The sequence below is a fragment of the Kribbella sp. NPDC051952 genome (genome assembly GCF_040680855.1).
In the GTDB taxonomy this organism is placed as follows: domain Bacteria; phylum Actinomycetota; class Actinomycetes; order Propionibacteriales; family Kribbellaceae; genus Kribbella.
In genome coordinates, this window is sequence record NZ_JBFAXQ010000017.1 from 79,452 (window position 1) to 98,136 (window position 18,685).

Here is an 18,685-nt window from a genome sequence, read left to right on the forward strand (position 1 = left end):
GAAAACCATGTGACACGCCCAAGCCCCGGGAGGATCCTGAAACGCTGACCGAACGAGCGAAAGGGACGGATGCAGGCGGGGATCACGGTGACGGCGGCGGAACTGCCGGAAGTGCTGCTGCACGTGGCTGTCGTGCGCCCGGTATTCCTCTGGGGCGCACCGGGGATCGGCAAGAGCAGTCTGGTACGAGCGTTCGCCGATTCGCTCGGGCTGGAATGCGTGACGCTCCTGGGGACCCAGCTCGCGCCGGAGGACCTGATCGGCGTACCGCAGATCGTGGACGGGCGCAGCCGGTTCGCACCGCCGGTGGCGATCGCCCTGGACGAGCCGTACTGCCTCTTCCTGGATGAGCTGAACGCATCGTCGGCCGAGGTCCAGAAGGCGTTCTACTCCCTGATCCTGGACCGCCGCATCGGTGAGTACGAGCTGCCCGAGGGATCTGTCGTGATCGGCGCCGGCAACCGCGCCACCGACAACGCGCTGGCCCGGCCGATGGCGAGCGCCCTGGTCAACCGCCTCGTTCACGTCCACCTGCGTGCGTCCGCAAGCGACTGGCTGCGCTGGGCCGGTACGGCGGGCATCCACCAGTGGGTGCACGACTACCTGCGCAACCGCCCGGACCACCTGTGGACCGCACCGCCGAAGACCGAGGAGCCGTTCTCGACGCCGCGGAGCTGGCACATGCTCTCGGACGCACTGCACTCGTACGGCGACGACATCTCCGACGAGACGCTGCGGGTCCTTGCCTTCGGCACCTTGTCCGCCGGGCACGCGTCCGCCTTCCGCGCGTACGTGAAGACGGTCCGGAACGCCTTCGGGCTGGACGCCGTACTCAAGGGTGAGACCGGCTGGCCGGCCGCTCCGGAGGACCGCGACCTGCTGTACTTCCTCGCCGAGAGCTTCCGCGCCCGCCTGGTCAAGGAGCTCGCCGCGGACAAGGCCTCCGCTTCTCCGGCGGCCCGCCAACTCGCGCACCGCGGCAAGGCGCTGCTGGTCGAGCTGGCCGAGATCTCGCTCGAGGTGGCGCAACTGGTGATCGCATCCGACGACGACGGCCGCCCGGTCCTGCCCACCTGGTTCCTGGTCGAGGTCAGCCGCGACCTCCCCCGCCTGGTGGCCGCGCGTGCCTAAGCACCCGCGCCTGGTGGCCGCGCGTGCCTAAGCGCAAGAAGGATCCGGCCTTGGAGGCGATCCAGCTCGCCTGGCAACGGGTCGTCGCCCACCCGCTGTTCGCACCGATGGTGCGCTGGGGCCGTACGCCGCAGCGCGGTGACGACTGCCCCCCGGACGGTTGGGCGGTCATCGACTCCTACGGGCAGATCGTCACGCACCCGACCCGCCGGGCAACGCCGGAGGAGTGGATGTGGGTGTTCGCGCACCTGCTGATCCACCTCGGCCTCGGTCACGCCACTCAGACCCGGCCGGCACCCGACCCGGCCGCGAGCGCCGCTTGCGACGTAGCAGTCAACAGGTACCTGCAGTCGCTCAAACTCGGCACACCGGTCGTCCGACTACCCCCGACGTTCCCAAGTCAGGACGAGGAGGTGCTGGCCCGGCTCTGGCGCGGTGCGGGCGTGCCACCCGAGTACGACGGACTCGGGGTAGCCGGCCGGCATGCCGACGTACTGATCTCGCGGACTGGGTTCGGTAAGCCGGAGAACTGGTCCGAGCGGTTCGCGGCCGGCCTGTCCGCGGCAGCCGCTGCGGCGGTGGACGTGGCGGGTGGCGCACGGTCGTCCCTGGCGGATTCGCGGAGTGGTCGGCACGAGTGGGATCTGGCGCTGGCGTGGTTCATCTCGTCGTACCCGTTGCTCGGTGCGATCGCGTCCAGCATGACCGTGGTGGCGGAGGCCGAGCTCGCCCGCGGCTGGGACATCCAGGTCGCTGCCGTGAATGCGACGGCCGGCGAGATCTACGTGAACCCGCTGGTCGGGATGACGCAGAACGAGTGGCGGTTCGTGATGGCCCACGAGATGCTGCACGCCGCTCTGCGCCATGGCGAGCGGGTCGGCGGCCGCGACCACTACCTGTGGAACGTGGCGGCCGATCTGGTCATCAACGGCTGGCTGCTGGAGATGGGCGTCGGCAGCATGCCCGACGGCGCACTGCACGATCCGGTGCTCAAGGGGATGTCCGTCGAGACGGTGTACGACCGGATCACGACGGACCTGCGCCGCTACCGCAAGCTGGCGACACTGCGCGGTGTCGGTCTCGGCGACGTCCTCGGGCATCCCCTTCCCCACACTGGCGAGGCCGCGCGGGCCTCCGGTCTCGACGACATCTACCGACGCGCACTCAGCACGGGGCTCGCGTACCACGACCCTGCCTGCGGACTGCTCCCCGCCGGACTGGTCGAGGAGATCCGTGCACTGGACCATCCACCGCTCGCCTGGGACGCACAACTGGCCCGCTGGTTCGAAGAGCACGTCCCGGCCGTCCACAAGGTCCGCACCTACGCCCGCGCCTCCCGCCGCCAGTCCGGTACGCCGGACATCCCACGGCCCGGCTGGATCCGCCCGGTCGAGCTGGAGCGACTCCCGACGTACGGCGTCATCCTGGACACCTCCGGGTCGATGGACCGGCAGCTCCTGGGCAAGGCACTCGGCGCAATCGCGTCGTACTCGCGGGCTCGCGACGTACCGGCCGCCCGCGTCGTGTACTGCGACGCGGCTGCGTACGACGCCGGCTACGTGCCCGTCGACGACATCGCCGGTCGCATGCAGGTCCGCGGTCGCGGCGGGACCGTGCTGCAGCCCGGTGTGGATCTGCTGGAGCGTGCGGACGACTTCCCGGCGCACGGACCGATTCTGCTCATCACCGACGGGCAGTGCGACGTAGTCCGGGTACGACGCGAGCACGCCTGGCTGATCCCGGCCGGTGCGTCACTGCCCTTCACTGCAAGGGGTCCTGTGTTTCGCGTGCAGTGAACACCCTCTGCCGACGGCGAACAGGTGTAGTCGGGCGACTCTGATGCGTGACAGGTTCATGGACATGGCGTGGGTCGTGAGGGGCGAGTTCCGCAAGCTGTGGATCGGACAGCTGGTGTCCGCGTCCGGCAGCGCGATTACGTCGGTTGCCCTCCCACTTGTCGCCGTCCTGACGTTGCAGGCCTCGGCTGTCCAGATGGGTGCGCTGTCCGCACTGACCATCGCGCCACACCTTGTCTTCGGACTGCAGGCAGGCGTCTGGGTAGGCAGGTGGTCGCTGCGCCGCGTCCTGATCTGGACCGACCTCGGACGACTCGTCCTGCTCGGCTCGGTCCCGGCCGCGGCCGCACTCGACCTGTTGGGGATCGAGCAGCTGTACGTCGTCGCCGTACTGACCGGCGTACTGACGCTGTTGTCCGACACCGCGTCCCAGACGATGATTCCGTCGCTGGTGCCGCGCGAGGACCTGATGCGGGCAAACAGTGCGGCCCTGCTCAACCTCAACCTGGCCTCGACCGCGGGTCCGTCCGTGGCCGGGCTCCTGGTGCAGGTGCTGACGGCACCGTTCGCGATCCTCTTCGACGCTGCGTCGTACGTCGTGTCCGCGGTGGCGGCGTACGTCATCCGGGAGCCGGAGCGGGCACCCGCGCCGGAGCGATCCGAGGTGCAGCTGCTGACCGGCCTGCGGACGCTGTTCGGTCACCGGATCCTGACGCCGCTCGCACTCTCAGCCACGGTCGCTGCGATGGCCGGCGCACTCCAGGGACCGCTGGTCGTGCTCTACCTGGTCCGGGAGCTGCACCGGTCGCCGGCATTCGTCGGGGCCACGGTCACGACGTTCGGGCTGGCCGCGGTGCTCGGGACCTTCGTCGCGGGCCCGTGGTGCCGACGGGTGGGTATCGGGCGTGCGTACGTCTCCGGCGTGTTCTTGGCCGCGCTCACCCCGGTCTCACTGTTCACCGGACTCACTCCGCTGATCCTGCTCGGTCAGACGTTCGCAGGCCTCGGCATGTCGCTCTTCGGAGTGCCCCAGCGCACTCTCCGTCAGGCCCTCGTCCCACCGCACCTGGTCGCCCAGGTCACCTCCAGCTGGCGCACCCTGGTCATTGGTGGCCAGGCCGTCGGCGCGGCCACCTCCGGCCTGCTCGCGACCGCGATCGGCATCCGGCCGACCCTCCTGATCGCCACCGCCGGCATGCTCGCGGGCGTCCTGATCGCCCTCGTCTCACCCCTGCGCAGCTTCGAAACTCTGCCCGAAGGGGAACCCGTCGCCAGCTGATGGGCGATCGGTGGCGGCGTACTAATCGCGAAACGTGATAGCTGTGACTGGGGTCACCGCGTGGGGCGGTCGTTGGTTATTGCAACTAGCGGTAATTCATCGGCGGGGAATGGAATCGGGAGGACAAGCGCTTACCCAGTAAGCGATACTGGAAAGTGCGCCTGTTTCAGGTCGCGAGCCCCCTTTTGAACCGAGCATGTTGGGAAGTGCGCCCCTCCAGATGCCCTCAGAGCACCCTGCCCAAGCGCCGTCGATCGCTGCCCCTACCACCCGAGCCCCTGAGCGTAGCCGTAACCTCTGGCGACTCCGTCCTTATCTGAAGCCACACCGCTGGCGTCTCGCGGTGATGTTCTCCACCGCGATGCTCGGCGTCGGCGTCAGCCTCGCCGTTCCGCTGGTCACCCGAGCCATCATCGACGGTCCGGTCACCCGTCGTGAGTTGAGCGCGCTCGTCCCGCTCGCACTGCTGGCCCTCGGTCTGAGCATCTCCGAGGTCATCCTGGTCTGGATGCGCCGGTGGGCGCAATCCCGAACGGTCAGTGACTTGGAGGCAACACTCCGGCACGACCTGTATGTCCGGCTGCAGTCACTGCCGATGGAGTTCCACACCCGTTGGCAGAGTGGTCAGCTGCTGTCCCGCGTCACCACCGACCTGTCCACGATCCGCCGGTTCATGGGCTTCGGTCTGCTGTTCCTGGTGATGAACATCCTGCAACTGGTCGTCGTGACCATCCTGCTGCTGCAGCTGTACTGGCCGCTCGGCATCGTGGTCCTGGTGGCCGCCGTGCCGGTCGTGATGGTGTCGCTGAAGTTCGAGAAGAAGTACCTGCGGATCTCCCGCAAGGTCCAGGACCAGCAGGGTGACCTGGCCACCCGGATCGAGGAGTCGGCGCTCGGCTTCCGCGTGATCAAGGCCTTCGGCCGGCGGCCGCACGTACAGCGTCAGTTCGACGACGAGGCCACCACGCTGTACGACACCGAGGTCGCGAAGGTCCGGCTCGCGTCCCGGTTCTGGAGCTTCCTCGGCGTCATCCCGAACCTGACCCTGGTGATCGTGCTGCTGCTCGGCGCGCTCGCGGTCGGCCGGGAGGCGATCACCTTAGGCACCCTGGTCGCGTTCATCACGCTGATGCTGTCCCTGGTCTGGCCGATCACCTCGCTCGGCGCGATCCTGGCGATGGCGCAGGAGTCGATGACCGCGGCGGACCGGATCAGCGAGATCCTCGACACCTACTCGGTGATCAAGTCCGGTCCGGACGAACTCACCCACTCACGTGGTCACCTGCGCTTCGAGCACGTCGGGTTCCGGTTCTCCGACGACTCCGCCGAGGTGCTGCACGACATCAACCTCGACCTGACCCCTGGTACGACGCTCGCACTGGTCGGCGCCACCGGGTCCGGCAAGACCACTCTGACCGCTCTGGTCCCCCGGCTGTACGACGTGACGTCCGGGCGGATCACCATCGACGGGCACGACATCCGGGACCTGAGCCTGGTGTCACTGCGGACGGCGGTCGCCTCCGCGTTCGACGACCCGACACTGTTCTCGATGAGCGTCCGGGAGAACCTGACGCTCGGCCGTCCGGACGCCAGCGAGGCCGACGTACAGCAGGCGCTCGAGGTCGCCCAGGCGCAGTTCGCCAACGACCTGCCGTGGGGTCTGGAGACCCGCGTCGGCGAGCAGGGCATGTCGCTGTCGGGCGGTCAGCGGCAGCGGCTCGCACTGGCACGGGCAGTGCTCGCCAAGCCCGCCGTACTGGTGCTGGACGACACCCTGTCCGCTCTCGACGTCCACACCGAGGCCCTGGTCGAGGAAGCACTGCAGAACGTGCTGGCCGACACCACCGGAATCGTGGTGGCGCACCGCGCGTCCACAGTGATGCTGGCCGACCAGGTCGCCTTGCTGCAGAACGGCACGATCACCCACGTCGGAACCCACCACGAGCTACTCGCGACAGTGCCGGCGTACCGGCATCTGCTCGCGGCTGAGGAAGAGGAGGTGCACGCATGACGACGACCCAGCAAACACCTCCCCAGGCCTCGAGTGACGAGCCGAACAACGACAGGCAGCCGGCGGAGCAGAAGTGGCGGGGTGTCTTCGAGGACGACCCCGACAGGGAGATCTCGCGGGCGACGACCATCCGGCTCAAGGAGGACTCCCGCAAGCTGCTCGGGGAGTTGCTCCGGCCGTACCGGAAGCTGATCTGGCTGCTGGTGGTGATCGTCGTCGTCGAGAACGGCGCCCGGCTCGCCGTGCCGTACCTGGTCCACCTGGGCATCGACAACGGCATCCCGCCGATCCTCGCCGGTGAGGGCTCGAAGCAACTGATCACGATCGTGATCGCCGTGCTGTTCTCGGCACTGTTGCAGGCCTGGGCCCGGCAGATCTTCCTGATGCGGTCCGGCCGGCTCGGCCAGACCATTCTGCTCGGCCTGCGGAAGCGGGTGTTCGACCACTTCCAGCGGCTCAGCCCAGCGTTCCACGACAAGTTCACGTCCGGCCGAGTCATCTCGCGCCTGACGTCGGACGTGCAGGTGATCGACGAGATGCTGGCGAGCGGGTTCGACGGTCTGGTCACCGCCGCGCTGACCCTGGTCGGTACGGCGATCATCCTGCTCACGCTGGACGTCAAGCTCGGTCTGCTCGCGTTGCTATCGTTCCCGATCCTGCTGGTCCTGACGGCGTGGTTCCGGAAGCGGTCCGCCGTCGTCTACCGGCAGACACGTGAGGCCGTCGTACTCGTCATCGTGCACTTCGTCGAGTCGATGACCGGGATCCGCGCGGTCCAGGCGTTCCGCCGGGAGCCGCGCAACGAGGAGATCTTCCACGGCGTCAACGACCGCTACCGGAAGGCGAACCTCGAGGCGTTCCGGCTAAACGCGGTCTTCATGCCCGCGATCAAGGGCGTCGGCAACATCACCATCGTCGCGATCCTGGCGTACGGCGGTTACCAGGCGTACCACGGTCACGTGACGGTCGGCGTGCTGACCGCGTTCCTGCTGTACCTGCGGCAGTTCTTCGAGCCGCTGCAGGACATCACGCAGTTCTACAACACCTTCCTGTCCGCCTCGGCGGCGCTGGAGAAGCTGTCCGGGGTGCTGAACGAGACCCCGGACGTCCCGGAGCCGATCGAGCCGGCCAAGCCAGGCAAGGCGCACGGCCACCTGGAGCTGCGGAACGTGCGGTTCGAGTACGTCGACGGCGTACCGGTGCTGCCCGGTCTGCAGCTGGACGTGCCGGCTGGTCAGACCCTGGCACTGGTCGGTACGACGGGTGCCGGCAAGACCACCATCGCCAAACTGGTGGCGCGGTTCTACGACCCGACCAGCGGCCATCTGCTGCTCGACGGCGTGGACCTGCGCGACCTGACCGAGGACGACCTGCGCGAGCGGGTGGTCATGGTGACGCAGGAGAACTTCCTGTTCACCGGCTCGGTCGCCGACAACATCCGGTTCGGCAAGCCCGACGCGACGATGGAGGAGGTCGTGGAAGCCGCGAAGAACATCGGCGCCCACGACTTCATCATGGCGCTGCCGAACGGCTACGAGACCGCGGTGGAGAAGCGCGGTTCCCGGCTGTCCGCCGGTCAGCGGCAGCTGGTCGCGTTCGCCCGGGCGTTCCTGGCCGACCCCGCCGTACTGATCCTGGACGAGGCGACGTCCAGCCTGGACATCCCCAGCGAACGCCTCATCCAGCGGGCCCTGAAGACGATCCTGGCGGACCGTACGGCGATCGTCATCGCCCACCGGTTGTCCACGGTCGAGACCGCGGACCGGGTCATCGTGCTCGAGTACGGCCGCATCATAGAGGACGGCGCCCCGAACGACTTGGTCACCGCCAGCGGCCACTACGCCGGCCTACACCAAGCCTGGGAAGACTCCCTGGCCTAGCCATCTACTGGTTGCTCAGCGGGCGCGTGGGATCTCCCACGCGCCCGCTCTGCTTTCGGCGTACCTAAGAACAGGACGTAGTCGTCTACGCATCCGCCCGCCTGAGCGCGAATCCTCCACCCCCTCCCCCCAAACCGCGACCACTACCTGTCCTTACGCACAGAGACCAACCACGCAGAGCTCCATCGGAAGGACGGTGTTTGCGCCGTGGTTATGCTCGCGGGCATGGGGTGGATCGACGACCGGCGGGTGGCTGAATTGCTGCTCAGCGCTGCGCTGGCCGAGATCCGCCTCGCGGCGTTCCAGGCCAGTCAGAGGCCGGACGAGCGTGCGCCTGGTCAGGCGCTGGAGCACATCAGGTTTCTGGCTGACCTCGTTCACAACTTGCCGCACGTCGTTCGAGCTCCTGCCAGGCTGCCGAGGCGTGCGAGGCCGTTAAGCCGGCGAGAACGCGCGCTGGAAGAACGGCCGATGAGTTGGACCTGGAACACCTGCGGACCGGAGGGGCAGGCCTGGATCACCGACCAGGTCGAAAAGTCCGGGCACCGGTGGATGCCTCCGGCTGCGCTGCCGGAGCCGCGCAGAGGCGTTCCCAGACTTAGCTCTCGTCAACGGATCAGTAGCTTGGTCGGCTGGCCGGTTAAGGTGCCGGCTGGGTGCGAGCCGCTTCCTCGGCAGGCGTTCGTACTCAAAGCCCTTAATGCTGACGGGATCGTTGCACTGCATCGAGAAGCCGGGGAGCTACGGCTGGGCTTAGGTTCCGACAGTTCGTGGTTGCGGGCGCACCTCGACGCAACTGCCGTGCACTTCCTGTTCCCCGATCCGGCCGAGTACTACTGGCCGAGCGAGGATGGACCGATCAGCTGGTGGCAGTGCCGGGCACTTCTGGTCATGTCCGATGGTGAGCAGGTATCCAGCTCACTGGCGGTGCTGCCGGAGACGTTTCTCGCCTTGCCGTCGACCGTGCCGCGTCGGCTCCAACGCCGCCTCGTCGTCACCACCCGGCTGCTCGGGCGCGATCTAGTGCTGTGGGGTAGGGATCATCAGGCGGACTGCAGCTCTGAGGGATGCGGATATGCCCAGCTTTAGGGGGTTAGCGGGTGGGCCATTTCCAGGGGGGTTCTTCTAGGGGGTGTTGGTGGGCGAGGGCGGTGGCGCCTTGGGCTTTGAGTAGTTCGAGGGTGTGTAGGTCGTCGGCCAGGGCTTCGAGAGAGGCTACGAAGGGGCGGGAGTGGGTTACCACGATTACCTGGGCGCCCTTCGAGGCGGTCACTACTAGATTCGCCAACGCCGGCAGGAGATCTGGGTGCAGGCTGGTCTCGGGTTCGTTGAGGACCAGCAGCTCGGGAGGTCGCGGCGTGAGGAGGGCTGCCACCCAGAGGAGGTACCTGAGGGTGCCGTCTGAGAGCTCCGCGCTCGACAAGGGGCGCAGGAGACCGTGCTGGCGGAATGCGAGCTCGAATCGTCCGGCGGCGTTGACGATCTCCACGTGGCTGCCCGGGAACGCGAGCTCGATCGCCTCCTCGAGCACTCCCTTCGGACTGATCTCGCGGATCGTCTGCAGCGCGGCGGCGAGATCAGCGCCGTCAGGATCGAGGATCGGCGTACGTGTGCCGATCTGTGCTCTTCGGGCGGGAGCGTCCGCATCGGTGCGCAGGTGGTCGTAGAACCGCCAGGCCCGGATTCGCTCGCGTAGTGCGAGCAGTTCCGGCGCCCGCTGCGGATCGGCGAACTCGCTGAGCATGCTGTCGAAGGTCTGCAGTACGTGACCGCCGTCCTGCCACTTGCCGTCATCGCCCCGGATGCGCACTCGGCCGTTGACCCGCTCCATCAACAGCGAGGCAGGTCGCAGGAACGGTCCGGCCCACAGCGACTCCCGTTTGATCTCCGGGTCGAGGTGGAATGCGCTGTCGGTCGGACGCGGCAGGCCGAAGTCCATCGCGTAGCCGTAGTCGTCCGAGGCGAATCCCATCCGCAACGCAACCGGCCCGGTCCGGACGGTCCCCTGCACCGGCCGATCCTTGCGGACCTGCTCCGGCCCGGCCCACAGCGTCGACGGCAGCCCGCCCTCACGAGCGAGCGCCGCGATCGCGCCGTTGCGAGACGCGTCGGCGAGGAGCCGGAGCGCCCGGTACAGGCTCGACTTCCCCGTCCCGTTCGCCCCGGTCACGACGTTCAACCGCCGCAGCGGCATCACCACCCGCCGCAACGACCGGTAGTTCTCGACCGCCAAGGTGGTCAACACACGATCAACCTACCGAGGGCCCCCGACAGTTCCTCACCACACAGCGTCAGTAGGTGTGGTAGTAGATGAGTTCGCCCGATTCGCCCGCGGCTGCGCCTTGGCTGGGGATGAAGAGCGTGGTGAGGATCGCGGGCTGGCCGTTCGGGGCCCGGAGCGCGGTGATCGTCGGGTTGGCGAAGGCCGTGCTGCCGCCGTCAGTGTGGATGGCGGTTTGGTCCGCGTTGCCGGTCTGGTAGTCGTACACGAACGTCCGCCACGAACCGAAGTCGCCCTTCGCGTACTGCCCCTCGATCAGGCCGAAGCTGAAACCGCGGAAGACGGCCTGGTCGCGGTCACCGATGTTGCCGCCGACGCCCCAGTAGAGGAGCGCGTTGTCGTAGTTCGGTTGGGCCGACGTGCTCCACGAACTGAAGTTGGTGAGCCGTCCGCGTTGCTGCCGGTCCCGGTCGCAGTTCCACCAGTAGTGCCCGCCGACGTCGATGGTCGAGTGGTCGATGTCGGGAGAGAGCGTGACGCTGTAGATGTTCGGCGTACCCTCCGCGCACGACGACAGTTGGCGGGACGCGTCGAAGGACCGGGCCACGTTGCCGGCCAGAAGGTCGGCGCGGCTGGCGTAGTACCGGATGGCGAGGTGGTTGTTGCCGCCGCCGGGTTGCTCCTGCTCCCACGCCAGTACGAAGCCTCCGTTGGAGGCCTGCACGATCGTCGGCTGGGACGCGGGGCCGGTGTTGCTCCCCGCCAGTTCGCGAACCCAGTGCCAGCTGAGCAGGTCGGTCGAGGTGGCGAGATTGACCCGGAAGTGCCCGTCGGCCGCCAGGTGGTGCGAGACGGCGAGGTAGCCGCCGGTCGTGTCCTGGATGATCTTGACCGTGTCCATCACGTGGCCGGCATCGTCGTGTACGGCGTACCTCTTGCCGGTCGCTCCGCTCACGTTCTCCACCATCCCCCGCAGCTCGGCACGCGCCGGATCCGAGGGTGGAGCCTCAGCGGCAGCAGGTACCGAGACAGAGGTCAGAAGCAACACTGAGGCAGCAAGAATCCTGATGAGCATGGGGCGGTCCTCCAGGGGCGGGTTGTGTAGAAGCCATGCCCTCCCCGGAACCGCAGGAAACCGTCAGGCTTTGACGGATTCGAAGCGGACCAGGATCAGCGCACCGACGGCCGTGAGGAGGAAGCCGGCGATGGCGCCGGGCCACCAACCGGAACGGACCGCGTCGTCGAGGACGAAGACGCCTACGGCGGACGGGGTGATGGTCTGGAGAGCGATCATCGGGGTGGTTGCGAGCGTCACCGAGCCACGCTGCAACGCCAACGAATAAAGGATGAACGCCAGCGCCCCACTGATCGGCAAGGTGTACGTCGTCGGCCCGCGGAGCAGCTCGCCGACAGATCCGTCCTGGAGCAACCGCGCCGAGATCGCGACCCCGGCGTACCCAAGACCGGCGAGCAACCCCAGCAGAGCCGTCGACACGCCATGCCTCGACCGGCTGGCAAGCGCACCGAGGACCGCGATCACGACCAGACCGATGATGAGGCCAACCGTCAGACCGTGGTGCTTGTCGCTGTCGCCGGCGTCGCCGGCCGACACAGCCAGCAGCCCCAGACCGACGCAGACCGCGATCACCGCTGACCACTCCAACGCACTCAGCTGATCAGACATCAACCGAGTAGCGAGCAGAGCAGTAACGACCAGACTGGCCGCAATTCCCGCCTGAGCCAGGTACAGCGGAAGGAGGCGCAGAGCAACAAAGTGCAGACCGAAGCCGGCCAGGTTCAAGACCAGCGCACCAAGGAACGCAGGCTGCTTGAGCAGCGCGACCACGAACCCGCCGAGCCGGCGCGGGTCGAGCTCCGACTCGGTCGGGACCTTCCGGGAACCGACCGCCTGCAGGATCGAGGCGACGCCGAAGAGCACCGCGGCACCGAGTGCCGCGCCGAGACCAAGGACCACCTCAGCCGACCTTGCGCCGCGGGACCCAGAAGGTGAGGTACAGGCTGAGGATGCCGTAGTACAGGAGGTAGGCCAGCGAGACCGCGACCACGACCGGGTTCGGGTTCGGCATCTGGGCCAGGAGTACGGCGTACGCCGCAAGCCAGATCGCGGTCGTCAGCAGGTTCATCGAGCGGAACGCCTTGGTCCGGGACGGGTAGACGTACTTCACCGGGATGAACACCAGCACCGAGCAGACGACCAGGATCAGGCCGGTGCTGAACGGGCTGAGGCCGAGCACGACCACGTAGAACGCGACCACGTTCCAGTAGCTCGGGAAACCGAGGAAGAAGTGGTCGTCGGTCTTCGCGTCGACCCGGCAGAACTGGTAGCTGGAGGCAAGCAACGGCAGCGCGGCCAGGATCCCGCCCCAGACGCCGTTCGGCAGGTAGTGCCCGGTCCAGAGCAGCACGATCGGGGCGAACGCGTAGGTGAGGTAGTCGACGATGTTGTCGAGCATCGCGCCGTCGAACCACGGAATCGTTTCCTTCACCCGCAGCCGGCGCGCGAGCATCCCGTCGGTTCCGTCGATCACCAGGGCCGCCAGGCCCAGCCAGAGCGCGCGGACGGCGTCGCCGTCGATGGCGGCGATGACGATCAGCAGCGCGAGCACCGTTCCGCTCGCGGTATAGGCATGCAGTGCCAGTCCGGCCAGACGCAACCGCGTCGACCCGACGAACGGTTCCCGCACCGCGTCGTGTGTGGTCAGGACAACTCCCCGAACTCGGTCGGCGCAGCGCGCCGTGCCAGGTCACTGAAACCAGGCCGAGGCCCAGCGTCTCACAGGAGGCAGTTCCGGCCGTTCAGCCTGTACCGTTCCCGCGTGGATCTATTCACAGACCTTACGGGGATGGCCCGGACGTTCCCGTTGATGCGCGGCGGCGGCGCCCTGCTCGTCCTGGTCGGCCTCGGGCTGATCGTCGGCGGCGCCGGCGGCCGCAGCTGGCTGCTGCCCGGTCTGATCACCGGCGCCGCTGTGTCCGTGCTCGTCCTGATGGTCGGCGGCATCACCAAGACCGTCTTCTCCGGCCTCGGCTACCCGGCGATCTACCAGTACGTCGCCTTCGGCATCGGCGTCGTGGTCGAGGTCGGACTGGTCAACCTGGTCGTGGCCAAGGTTCCGGACCGCGAGTCACGCGAGTTCTGGTTGTGGATCCTGCTCGTGGTCGGGGTCCACTTCCTGATCCTCGCGTTCTCGCACGGCCCGATCTGCGGGCTGCTCGGCCTGCTCTGCATCCTGAACGCGGGCCTCGGCCTGCTCGTCCCGGGTATCCCCTACCGGGCCCTGTGGGTGTCCGACGGCGTCCTCAAGGTCGCCGCCGGAACCGTCATGGTCTGGCTCAGCTACCTGGGCGTGGCTGCTGACTCCGCGCCCTAGCGGACCGGGTCGAGCAGGAACAGCGGGATCTTCCGCGTGGTCTTGGTCTGGTACTCGGCGTACGGCGGGTACGCGGCGACGGCCCGCGGCCACCACTCGTCGTACTCGGCGCCCTCGATCTCGCGGGCGACGTACTCCTTGGTGACATCACCGTCCTGCAGGGTGAGCTTCGGGTCGGCCTTGAGGTTGAAGTACCAGACGGGGTGCTTCGGCGCACCGCCGAGCGACGCCACCGCGGCGTAGACCCCGTTGTGCTCGACCCGCATCAACGGGACCTTGCGGATCTTGCCGGACTTGGCGCCGCGCATGGTCAGCAGCACTACCGGCATGCCCTTGATATCGACCACATCGGTGGTGCCGGCCGCGGTGACCTTGTCGACCTGGTCCCGGACCCACCCAGCGGTACTCGGTGCGTACTCGTCGTTGTTGGCTGTCATATCACCGATCCTAATCGGTGATGCGTCATCATCGACAATCCGTTCGCCTGTCGGTTCAGAGCGTGGGCACCAGTTCGGCCAGGGCGGCGAGTGAGCCGTCCCACGCCTGCTCCGCCTGCGCGGCGTGCTCGGTTCGCTCCGCCTCGGGCAGTTCGAAGCCTGATTCAACTAGTTGCAGCCGGGTGCCTTCGGCCTCGGGCGTGAGGGTGAACTCGACCTGGTTCGAGTTCGCCGGAGTCGGCTCGACTCCGGGGACCACGGCGTACCGATAGACGAAGCGGCGGCCCGGTTCGACCTTCTCGACGAAGCCGAGGAAGTCCCCGTGCTCGTCCCATCGCAGCACCAACCGTCCGCCGGGCTTGAGGTCGATCTCAGCGCCACCGAACGCGTACCACCGGGCGACGATGTCTGCCTGCGTCACCGCGCTCCAGACCACCTCCGGCCGTGCCTCCACGTACACCTCTCGTTCCACCCTGCTCTCCATGCGCCTAGCCTGCCAGTCCGGCTGCCTAGGCGGGAGCGCAGGCTTGCAACTGGGTGGCGGTGGCGATGGTCGCCTCGATCCAGCGGCGGCGGAGGAAGTGCGCCTTGAGCAGCCGGTGCATCCCGTCGAGGACGACCAGCCGGCCGCGGTAAGCGACCAGGTTGATCGGGTGATCGAGGTCCGCGTCCATCACGCGTTGGTAGTGGGCGCGGAAGTTCATCGGCGTCTCGGCGATCTGGTTCGGCGTCACCTTGAACCGTTCGCCGCCCAACTGCCACAGCGGCAGGTCGAACATCCAGACCAGGTCCGCGACCTCGACCGGTTCGACCTTCAGGTCGAGCGCCCACAGCTTCTCCAGCTGCCACCGGTCCGGTGGGAACACCGCGCGGACGGCGTCCGGCATCAGCGCGACCAGTTCCTCGAACGACACGTCCGGCGCGGCCCGGTCAACAGCGGAACCGAAGGAGTCGCCCAGCCCGTCGATCGTCACGAGCGAGCACGCTACGCCATCAGTGGGACAAATCCGTCACCCGTGGGCCATCCGGTGGATGACGACGATCGCCGAGTCGTCTCCAGGCCCGCCCGCGGACGCGACCAGGTCGGCCGCTCCGCCCTGGAAGCCCTGTCCGACAAGGCGTTCCGCGTGCCCGATCAGGCGGTCGGTACCGCGGCCGATATCGCGCCGCGGCGTCTCGACCATGCCGTCGCTGTAGAGGAAGATCGCGTCGCCGAGCCTCAGCTGCCCGTGGCTCACCTCGAACTCCGGCGTCTCCATCAGCCCGAGCAAGGGCCCGTCCGTGTCCACGGTCTGCCACCGCCCCGACCACGCGTCGAACTGAATCGCCGGCGGATGCCCAGCCGTGCGTACGTCGAAGTCCCCGGTCCGCAGGTCGATCGCGACATGGACGACCGTGGCGAAGTCGTCGTCCCAGTCCTGCCGGCGCAAGTATCGGTTCGCCGACGGCAGGAACTGCTCGACCGGTACGACGCCGAGCAGGCCGCCGAACGCACCCGACAACAGCAGTGCCCGGGTCCCCGCGTCGATTCCCTTGCCCGAGACATCGACCAGCGCGACCTCGAGCACCTCGTCACGAGTCGTCGACACGACGAAGTCACCCGAGAACGTGGACCCACCGGCGGACTGGATCGCCACCTCGACCAGCCACCCGGCCGGAAGCGTCGGCATTTCGCCTTGTGCGGTGAGGGTGTCGCGCAGCTCCATCAGCATCGACTCGCCGCGAGTGCCTGGTACGCCGAGCCGGCTGCGCACTCTGGCTCCGGTGATGACGATCCACCCGACCACGATCAGCACCAGCACGAACCCGGTCTTCGGGATCGGACCAGGTCGCGACAGGACGACGTACGAACCGGCGACCACCGTGACCAGGGTCTGCACGAGCAACTGGCGGAAGCGGACCAGTAGACCGCCGAGCAGCAGCGGGATGATCAGCAACGAGGCCGGGAACAGCTGGGGCCAGACCAGGCTGCCGAAGGCAAAGATCAGAGTGATCAGAACCAGCGTGGCGAACGCCATCTGGTGTGATCGGCGCGCGCGACGGTAGACGCGACGCATCAGCGAATCGACCCGGCGGCCGACCCGTCGCAGTTCAGCGAATCCGCCGCTCGACCTCATGGTGAGATGAACATAACGGCACCGTCCGGTCCGCGCATCACGTCGTCATCCAACTGATAACTGTCAGTTCTTGCGGGTGAGTCCGGTGCGCTGGCACTTCGGGCACCAGAACAGATTGCGCCCGGCCAGCAGCTCGGTCCGGATCACCGAATGACAGACATAGCACCGCTGCCCCTGCCGCCGGTAGACGTACACCTCGCCACCATGATCGTCACGCCGTGGGTCACGTCCCATCGCTTCCGGAGTGTGGTCGTCGGCGACGGTATCGATCCGCCCGGTCTCGACGCCGTACTTCATCAGCGCGAGCAGGTCGTCCCACATGCCCTGCCACTCACGCTTCTTGACGACGTTGCCATGCGTCATCGGGTGCAGCTTCGCCCGGAACAGCACCTCGGCACGGTAGACGTTGCCAACGCCGCTGAGCACCGCTTGGTCCATCAGCAACTGGCCGATCGGCAGCTTGCTGCGATGGATCCGTTTCCAGGCCAGCTCGGGATCCGCATCGTCGCGCAGCGGATCCGGACCGAGCCGTGCGATCAGCGTCTCGCGTTCGCCGTCGGTCAGCACCTCACACACGGTCGCTCCGCGCAGATCGGCGTACGACGTCGCGTTCTGGAGGCGGAGCCGGACCTGGCCGACCGGCTCTGGGACCGGTGCGGGGCTGATGTCCATCTTGCCGATCAGGCCGAGGTGGATGTGCAGCCAGCCGGCGCCTTCGAAGTCGGCGAGGAAGTGCTTGCCGTGTGCCTCGGTCTGCCGCAGTACGTGCCCGGTCAGCAGTGCGGCGCCGTCGACGAACCGGAGCTGCGGACTGGACGCCTGGACCGGACGGCCGCCGAACGCGTCCCAGACGTCGTTCGCCAAGCGGTGCAGCGTATGACCTTCAGGCATGATTCCTCATATGGGGACAACAGGTGGAGCGCAAGGCGCCAAGGGGCGGAGTGGTCCGCCCACTCCGGCAGTGGTCGGGATCGGCCGGTCGATGCGCGCCCGCGACGTGTCCCGTCCGCGCCAACCGGTCAAGCGCCGGCCGACCGCAACGACCACCGACGATCCGTCCGAGGGTCAGACCGGCGGGAGTTCGCCGGTCGACTCGTAGGCCGACAGCATGTCGATCCGGCGGGTGTGCCGCTCCTCGCAAGAGTAGTCGGTGGCCAGGAACGTCTCGACGAATCCGGTCGCCTCCTCCTGGGAGTGCATCCGGCCGCCGACACTGATCACGTTGGCGTTGTTGTGCTCGCGGCCGAGCCGTGCGGTGTCGGTGCTCCAGGCCAGGATCGCCCGGACCCCCTTCACCTTGTTGGCGGCGATCTGCTCGCCGTTGCCCGAGCCACCGATCACGATGCCCAGACTGCCCGGATCGTCGACCACTGCCTGCCCGGTGCGCAGGCAGTACGGCGGATAGTCGTCGACGGCGTCGTACACGGCGGGGCCGTGGTCCTGGACGTCGTGCCCGGCAGCGATGAGGTGCTGGACCAGGTGGTTCTTCAGTTCGAAGCCGGCGTGGTCGGAGCCGATGTGCACTCGCATGGCGAGCAATCTACTGTCCGCCGTTTCGAGCGCGTACGGCGCCCGGCACTGTCAGAGTCGCGGTCAGCCGGGTCACGTCGGCGTACGCCTGCTCGTACGGCGTCCCGGACGGATGCAACGTGTACACCGCGACGATGGTCCGATCATCCGGCCCGACGGTCCCGGTGGTGTGGAGTGCCTCGTTGACGAGGTCGACGAGGGACTCCGGCTTGGCACGGTCCTTGCGGTAACCGCTCGCGCCCAGGAAGCCGGACCAGCCTTGTTTGATGCTGAAGGGCGGGTCGAAGGCCGAAGCGATCCCGAAGTACTGGTCGAAGCCATCAGTGCCGTTGCGGGTGGCCAGGTGCAGCTCGCCCATCACGAACTCGCGCACCGACGCCGGAGCACTGTCCAGGAGGTACTGGTAGATCCGGACAGTGTCCGACGGTGTGATCGCGACGTACCCCCAGAAGCCCGGATGGGTGGCGGGCGGCCCGGCCGTATGGGTCAGGCCGAGCCGCTCCACCATCCGGTCCACGATGGCCGCGCCACCGAGGTGATCCCAGTAGTAGCTCGCGGCATCGTCGTCACTGCTGCGCAGCATCAGCTCGAGCCGGGTCCGGTCCGCGGGCGGCACGTCGTACGCCGGTCCGCGGTCCCAGAGCAGGTCGAGCACGATCAGCAGCTTCACCACCGACGCCGTCCGGAACTGATGATCGGCGTTGAACTGCTGGACGAGCTGCCCGGCCCGGCGGTCGAAAACCGCGATGCCGGCCGTCACTCCGGCCGGAGTGACGACCGCGGCACTTGGCCCGGGCAGCTGATCACGCAGGGTCATCTGGAACCTACTCACCATTTGACGAGTTCTTTGGTGAGCAACCTTCACCGTCCCAGGTGGCCCGAGGCAAGCTT

Annotated in this window: 19 protein-coding genes; 8 read left to right on the top strand and 11 right to left on the bottom strand. The window is 67.6% G+C overall.

From position 1 onward, the window contains the following. Nucleotides 1-69 precede the first annotated feature (69 nt). The 6 genes from AB0L70_RS28130 (at nucleotide 70) to AB0L70_RS28155 (ending at nucleotide 9,186) form a co-directional block, all read left to right on the top strand. Nucleotides 70-1,131 (top strand): MoxR family ATPase, encoded by a 1,062-nt coding sequence (locus tag AB0L70_RS28130; RefSeq protein ID WP_363689291.1) that lies wholly within the window; start codon nucleotides 70-72, stop codon nucleotides 1,129-1,131. A 23-nt stretch (nucleotides 1,132-1,154) separates the two neighbouring features. Then, nucleotides 1,155-2,927: a hypothetical protein gene (locus tag AB0L70_RS28135; protein ID WP_363689293.1), complete on the top strand. Its 1,773-nt coding sequence runs from the start codon at nucleotides 1,155-1,157 to the stop codon at nucleotides 2,925-2,927. A gap of 64 nt (nucleotides 2,928-2,991) precedes the next feature. Then, nucleotides 2,992-4,206, top strand: a complete 1,215-nt coding sequence (locus tag AB0L70_RS28140) for an MFS transporter (protein ID WP_363689295.1) — start codon at nucleotides 2,992-2,994, stop codon at nucleotides 4,204-4,206. A gap of 346 nt (nucleotides 4,207-4,552) precedes the next feature. After that, the gene (locus tag AB0L70_RS28145; RefSeq protein ID WP_363689511.1) at nucleotides 4,553-6,217 is read left to right on the top strand and encodes an ABC transporter ATP-binding protein; all 1,665 of its coding nucleotides are present in this window, start codon (nucleotides 4,553-4,555) and stop codon (nucleotides 6,215-6,217) included. Then, nucleotides 6,214-8,097: an ABC transporter ATP-binding protein gene (locus AB0L70_RS28150; protein ID WP_363689297.1), complete on the top strand. Its 1,884-nt coding sequence runs from the start codon at nucleotides 6,214-6,216 to the stop codon at nucleotides 8,095-8,097. The genes AB0L70_RS28145 and AB0L70_RS28150 overlap by 4 nt, the downstream gene beginning before the upstream one ends. Nucleotides 8,098-8,322: 225 nt before the next feature. Further along, nucleotides 8,323-9,186: a hypothetical protein gene (locus tag AB0L70_RS28155; protein ID WP_363689299.1), complete on the top strand. Its 864-nt coding sequence runs from the start codon at nucleotides 8,323-8,325 to the stop codon at nucleotides 9,184-9,186. Nucleotides 9,187-9,190: 4 nt separating this feature from the next. Here AB0L70_RS28155 and AB0L70_RS28160 read toward each other — a convergent pair whose 3' ends face one another. The 4 genes from AB0L70_RS28160 to AB0L70_RS28175 form a co-directional block, all read right to left on the bottom strand. Continuing rightward, on the bottom strand, nucleotides 9,191-10,342 hold the full coding sequence (locus tag AB0L70_RS28160; RefSeq protein ID WP_363689301.1) for an AAA family ATPase: 1,152 nt from the start codon (nucleotides 10,340-10,342) through the stop codon (nucleotides 9,191-9,193). A 46-nt stretch (nucleotides 10,343-10,388) separates the two neighbouring features. Beyond that, the gene (locus AB0L70_RS28165; RefSeq protein ID WP_363689303.1) at nucleotides 10,389-11,273 is read right to left on the bottom strand and encodes a hypothetical protein; all 885 of its coding nucleotides are present in this window, start codon (nucleotides 11,271-11,273) and stop codon (nucleotides 10,389-10,391) included. 183 nt (nucleotides 11,274-11,456) lie between these two features. Next, the gene (locus AB0L70_RS28170; RefSeq protein WP_363689305.1) at nucleotides 11,457-12,293 is read right to left on the bottom strand and encodes a hypothetical protein; all 837 of its coding nucleotides are present in this window, start codon (nucleotides 12,291-12,293) and stop codon (nucleotides 11,457-11,459) included. Nucleotide 12,294: 1 nt separating this feature from the next. Beyond that, nucleotides 12,295-13,023, bottom strand: coding sequence for a CDP-alcohol phosphatidyltransferase family protein (locus AB0L70_RS28175; protein WP_363689307.1), 729 nt, complete (start codon nucleotides 13,021-13,023; stop codon nucleotides 12,295-12,297). A 132-nt stretch (nucleotides 13,024-13,155) separates the two neighbouring features. On the opposite strand from AB0L70_RS28175, the gene AB0L70_RS28180 reads away from it, so the two are divergent. Continuing rightward, nucleotides 13,156-13,710: a DUF6609 family protein gene (locus AB0L70_RS28180; protein ID WP_363689309.1), complete on the top strand. Its 555-nt coding sequence runs from the start codon at nucleotides 13,156-13,158 to the stop codon at nucleotides 13,708-13,710. Here the strand turns inward: AB0L70_RS28180 and AB0L70_RS28185 are convergent. The 5 genes from AB0L70_RS28185 to AB0L70_RS28205 all read right to left on the bottom strand — a co-directional run bounded on the left by AB0L70_RS28185 (nucleotide 13,707) and on the right by AB0L70_RS28205 (nucleotide 17,155). After that, the gene (locus AB0L70_RS28185) at nucleotides 13,707-14,147 is read right to left on the bottom strand and encodes a nitroreductase family deazaflavin-dependent oxidoreductase (protein ID WP_363689311.1); all 441 of its coding nucleotides are present in this window, start codon (nucleotides 14,145-14,147) and stop codon (nucleotides 13,707-13,709) included. The genes AB0L70_RS28180 and AB0L70_RS28185 overlap by 4 nt on opposite strands. Nucleotides 14,148-14,202: 55 nt before the next feature. Beyond that, on the bottom strand, nucleotides 14,203-14,631 hold the full coding sequence (locus tag AB0L70_RS28190; RefSeq protein ID WP_363689313.1) for an SRPBCC domain-containing protein: 429 nt from the start codon (nucleotides 14,629-14,631) through the stop codon (nucleotides 14,203-14,205). Nucleotides 14,632-14,656: 25 nt separating this feature from the next. Next, the gene (locus AB0L70_RS28195) at nucleotides 14,657-15,121 is read right to left on the bottom strand and encodes a hypothetical protein (RefSeq protein WP_363689315.1); all 465 of its coding nucleotides are present in this window, start codon (nucleotides 15,119-15,121) and stop codon (nucleotides 14,657-14,659) included. 36 nt (nucleotides 15,122-15,157) lie between these two features. Beyond that, the gene (locus AB0L70_RS28200; protein WP_363689317.1) at nucleotides 15,158-16,264 is read right to left on the bottom strand and encodes a PP2C family protein-serine/threonine phosphatase; all 1,107 of its coding nucleotides are present in this window, start codon (nucleotides 16,262-16,264) and stop codon (nucleotides 15,158-15,160) included. A 63-nt stretch (nucleotides 16,265-16,327) separates the two neighbouring features. Then, the gene (locus AB0L70_RS28205; protein WP_363689319.1) at nucleotides 16,328-17,155 is read right to left on the bottom strand and encodes a DNA-formamidopyrimidine glycosylase family protein; all 828 of its coding nucleotides are present in this window, start codon (nucleotides 17,153-17,155) and stop codon (nucleotides 16,328-16,330) included. Nucleotides 17,156-17,165: 10 nt separating this feature from the next. Between AB0L70_RS28205 and AB0L70_RS28210 the strand changes: the two genes are divergently transcribed. Continuing rightward, nucleotides 17,166-17,363 carry a hypothetical protein gene (locus AB0L70_RS28210; RefSeq protein WP_363689321.1) on the top strand — a complete coding sequence of 66 codons (198 nt, stop codon included), beginning with the start codon at nucleotides 17,166-17,168 and terminating at the stop codon, nucleotides 17,361-17,363. Here the strand turns inward: AB0L70_RS28210 and AB0L70_RS28215 are convergent. Both AB0L70_RS28215 and AB0L70_RS28220 read right to left on the bottom strand, forming a co-directional pair. Continuing rightward, complete coding sequence (locus AB0L70_RS28215) at nucleotides 17,330-17,794, bottom strand: ribose-5-phosphate isomerase (protein ID WP_363689323.1); 465 nt, start codon at nucleotides 17,792-17,794, stop codon at nucleotides 17,330-17,332. The genes AB0L70_RS28210 and AB0L70_RS28215 overlap by 34 nt on opposite strands. A 10-nt stretch (nucleotides 17,795-17,804) precedes the next feature. After that, nucleotides 17,805-18,611, bottom strand: coding sequence for a hypothetical protein (locus tag AB0L70_RS28220; protein ID WP_363689325.1), 807 nt, complete (start codon nucleotides 18,609-18,611; stop codon nucleotides 17,805-17,807). Between the last annotated feature and the right edge of the window lie 74 nt (nucleotides 18,612-18,685).

Coding starts and splice junctions, on each gene's coding strand:
- AB0L70_RS28130 (WP_363689291.1), top strand. CDS start 70: ATGCAGGCGGGGATCACGGTGACGGCGGCGGAACTGCCGGAAGTGCTG.
- AB0L70_RS28140 (WP_363689295.1), top strand. CDS start 2,992: ATGGCGTGGGTCGTGAGGGGCGAGTTCCGCAAGCTGTGGATCGGACAG.
- AB0L70_RS28145 (WP_363689511.1), top strand. CDS start 4,553: ATGTTCTCCACCGCGATGCTCGGCGTCGGCGTCAGCCTCGCCGTTCCG.
- AB0L70_RS28150 (WP_363689297.1), top strand. CDS start 6,214: ATGACGACGACCCAGCAAACACCTCCCCAGGCCTCGAGTGACGAGCCG.
- AB0L70_RS28155 (WP_363689299.1), top strand. CDS start 8,323: ATGGGGTGGATCGACGACCGGCGGGTGGCTGAATTGCTGCTCAGCGCT.
- AB0L70_RS28185 (WP_363689311.1), bottom strand. CDS start 14,147: ATGACAGCCAACAACGACGAGTACGCACCGAGTACCGCTGGGTGGGTC.
- AB0L70_RS28190 (WP_363689313.1), bottom strand. CDS start 14,631: ATGGAGAGCAGGGTGGAACGAGAGGTGTACGTGGAGGCACGGCCGGAG.
- AB0L70_RS28200 (WP_363689317.1), bottom strand. CDS start 16,264: ATGAGGTCGAGCGGCGGATTCGCTGAACTGCGACGGGTCGGCCGCCGG.
- AB0L70_RS28205 (WP_363689319.1), bottom strand. CDS start 17,155: ATGCCTGAAGGTCATACGCTGCACCGCTTGGCGAACGACGTCTGGGAC.
- AB0L70_RS28210 (WP_363689321.1), top strand. CDS start 17,166: ATGGGGACAACAGGTGGAGCGCAAGGCGCCAAGGGGCGGAGTGGTCCG.
- AB0L70_RS28215 (WP_363689323.1), bottom strand. CDS start 17,794: ATGCGAGTGCACATCGGCTCCGACCACGCCGGCTTCGAACTGAAGAAC.
- AB0L70_RS28220 (WP_363689325.1), bottom strand. CDS start 18,611: ATGACCCTGCGTGATCAGCTGCCCGGGCCAAGTGCCGCGGTCGTCACT.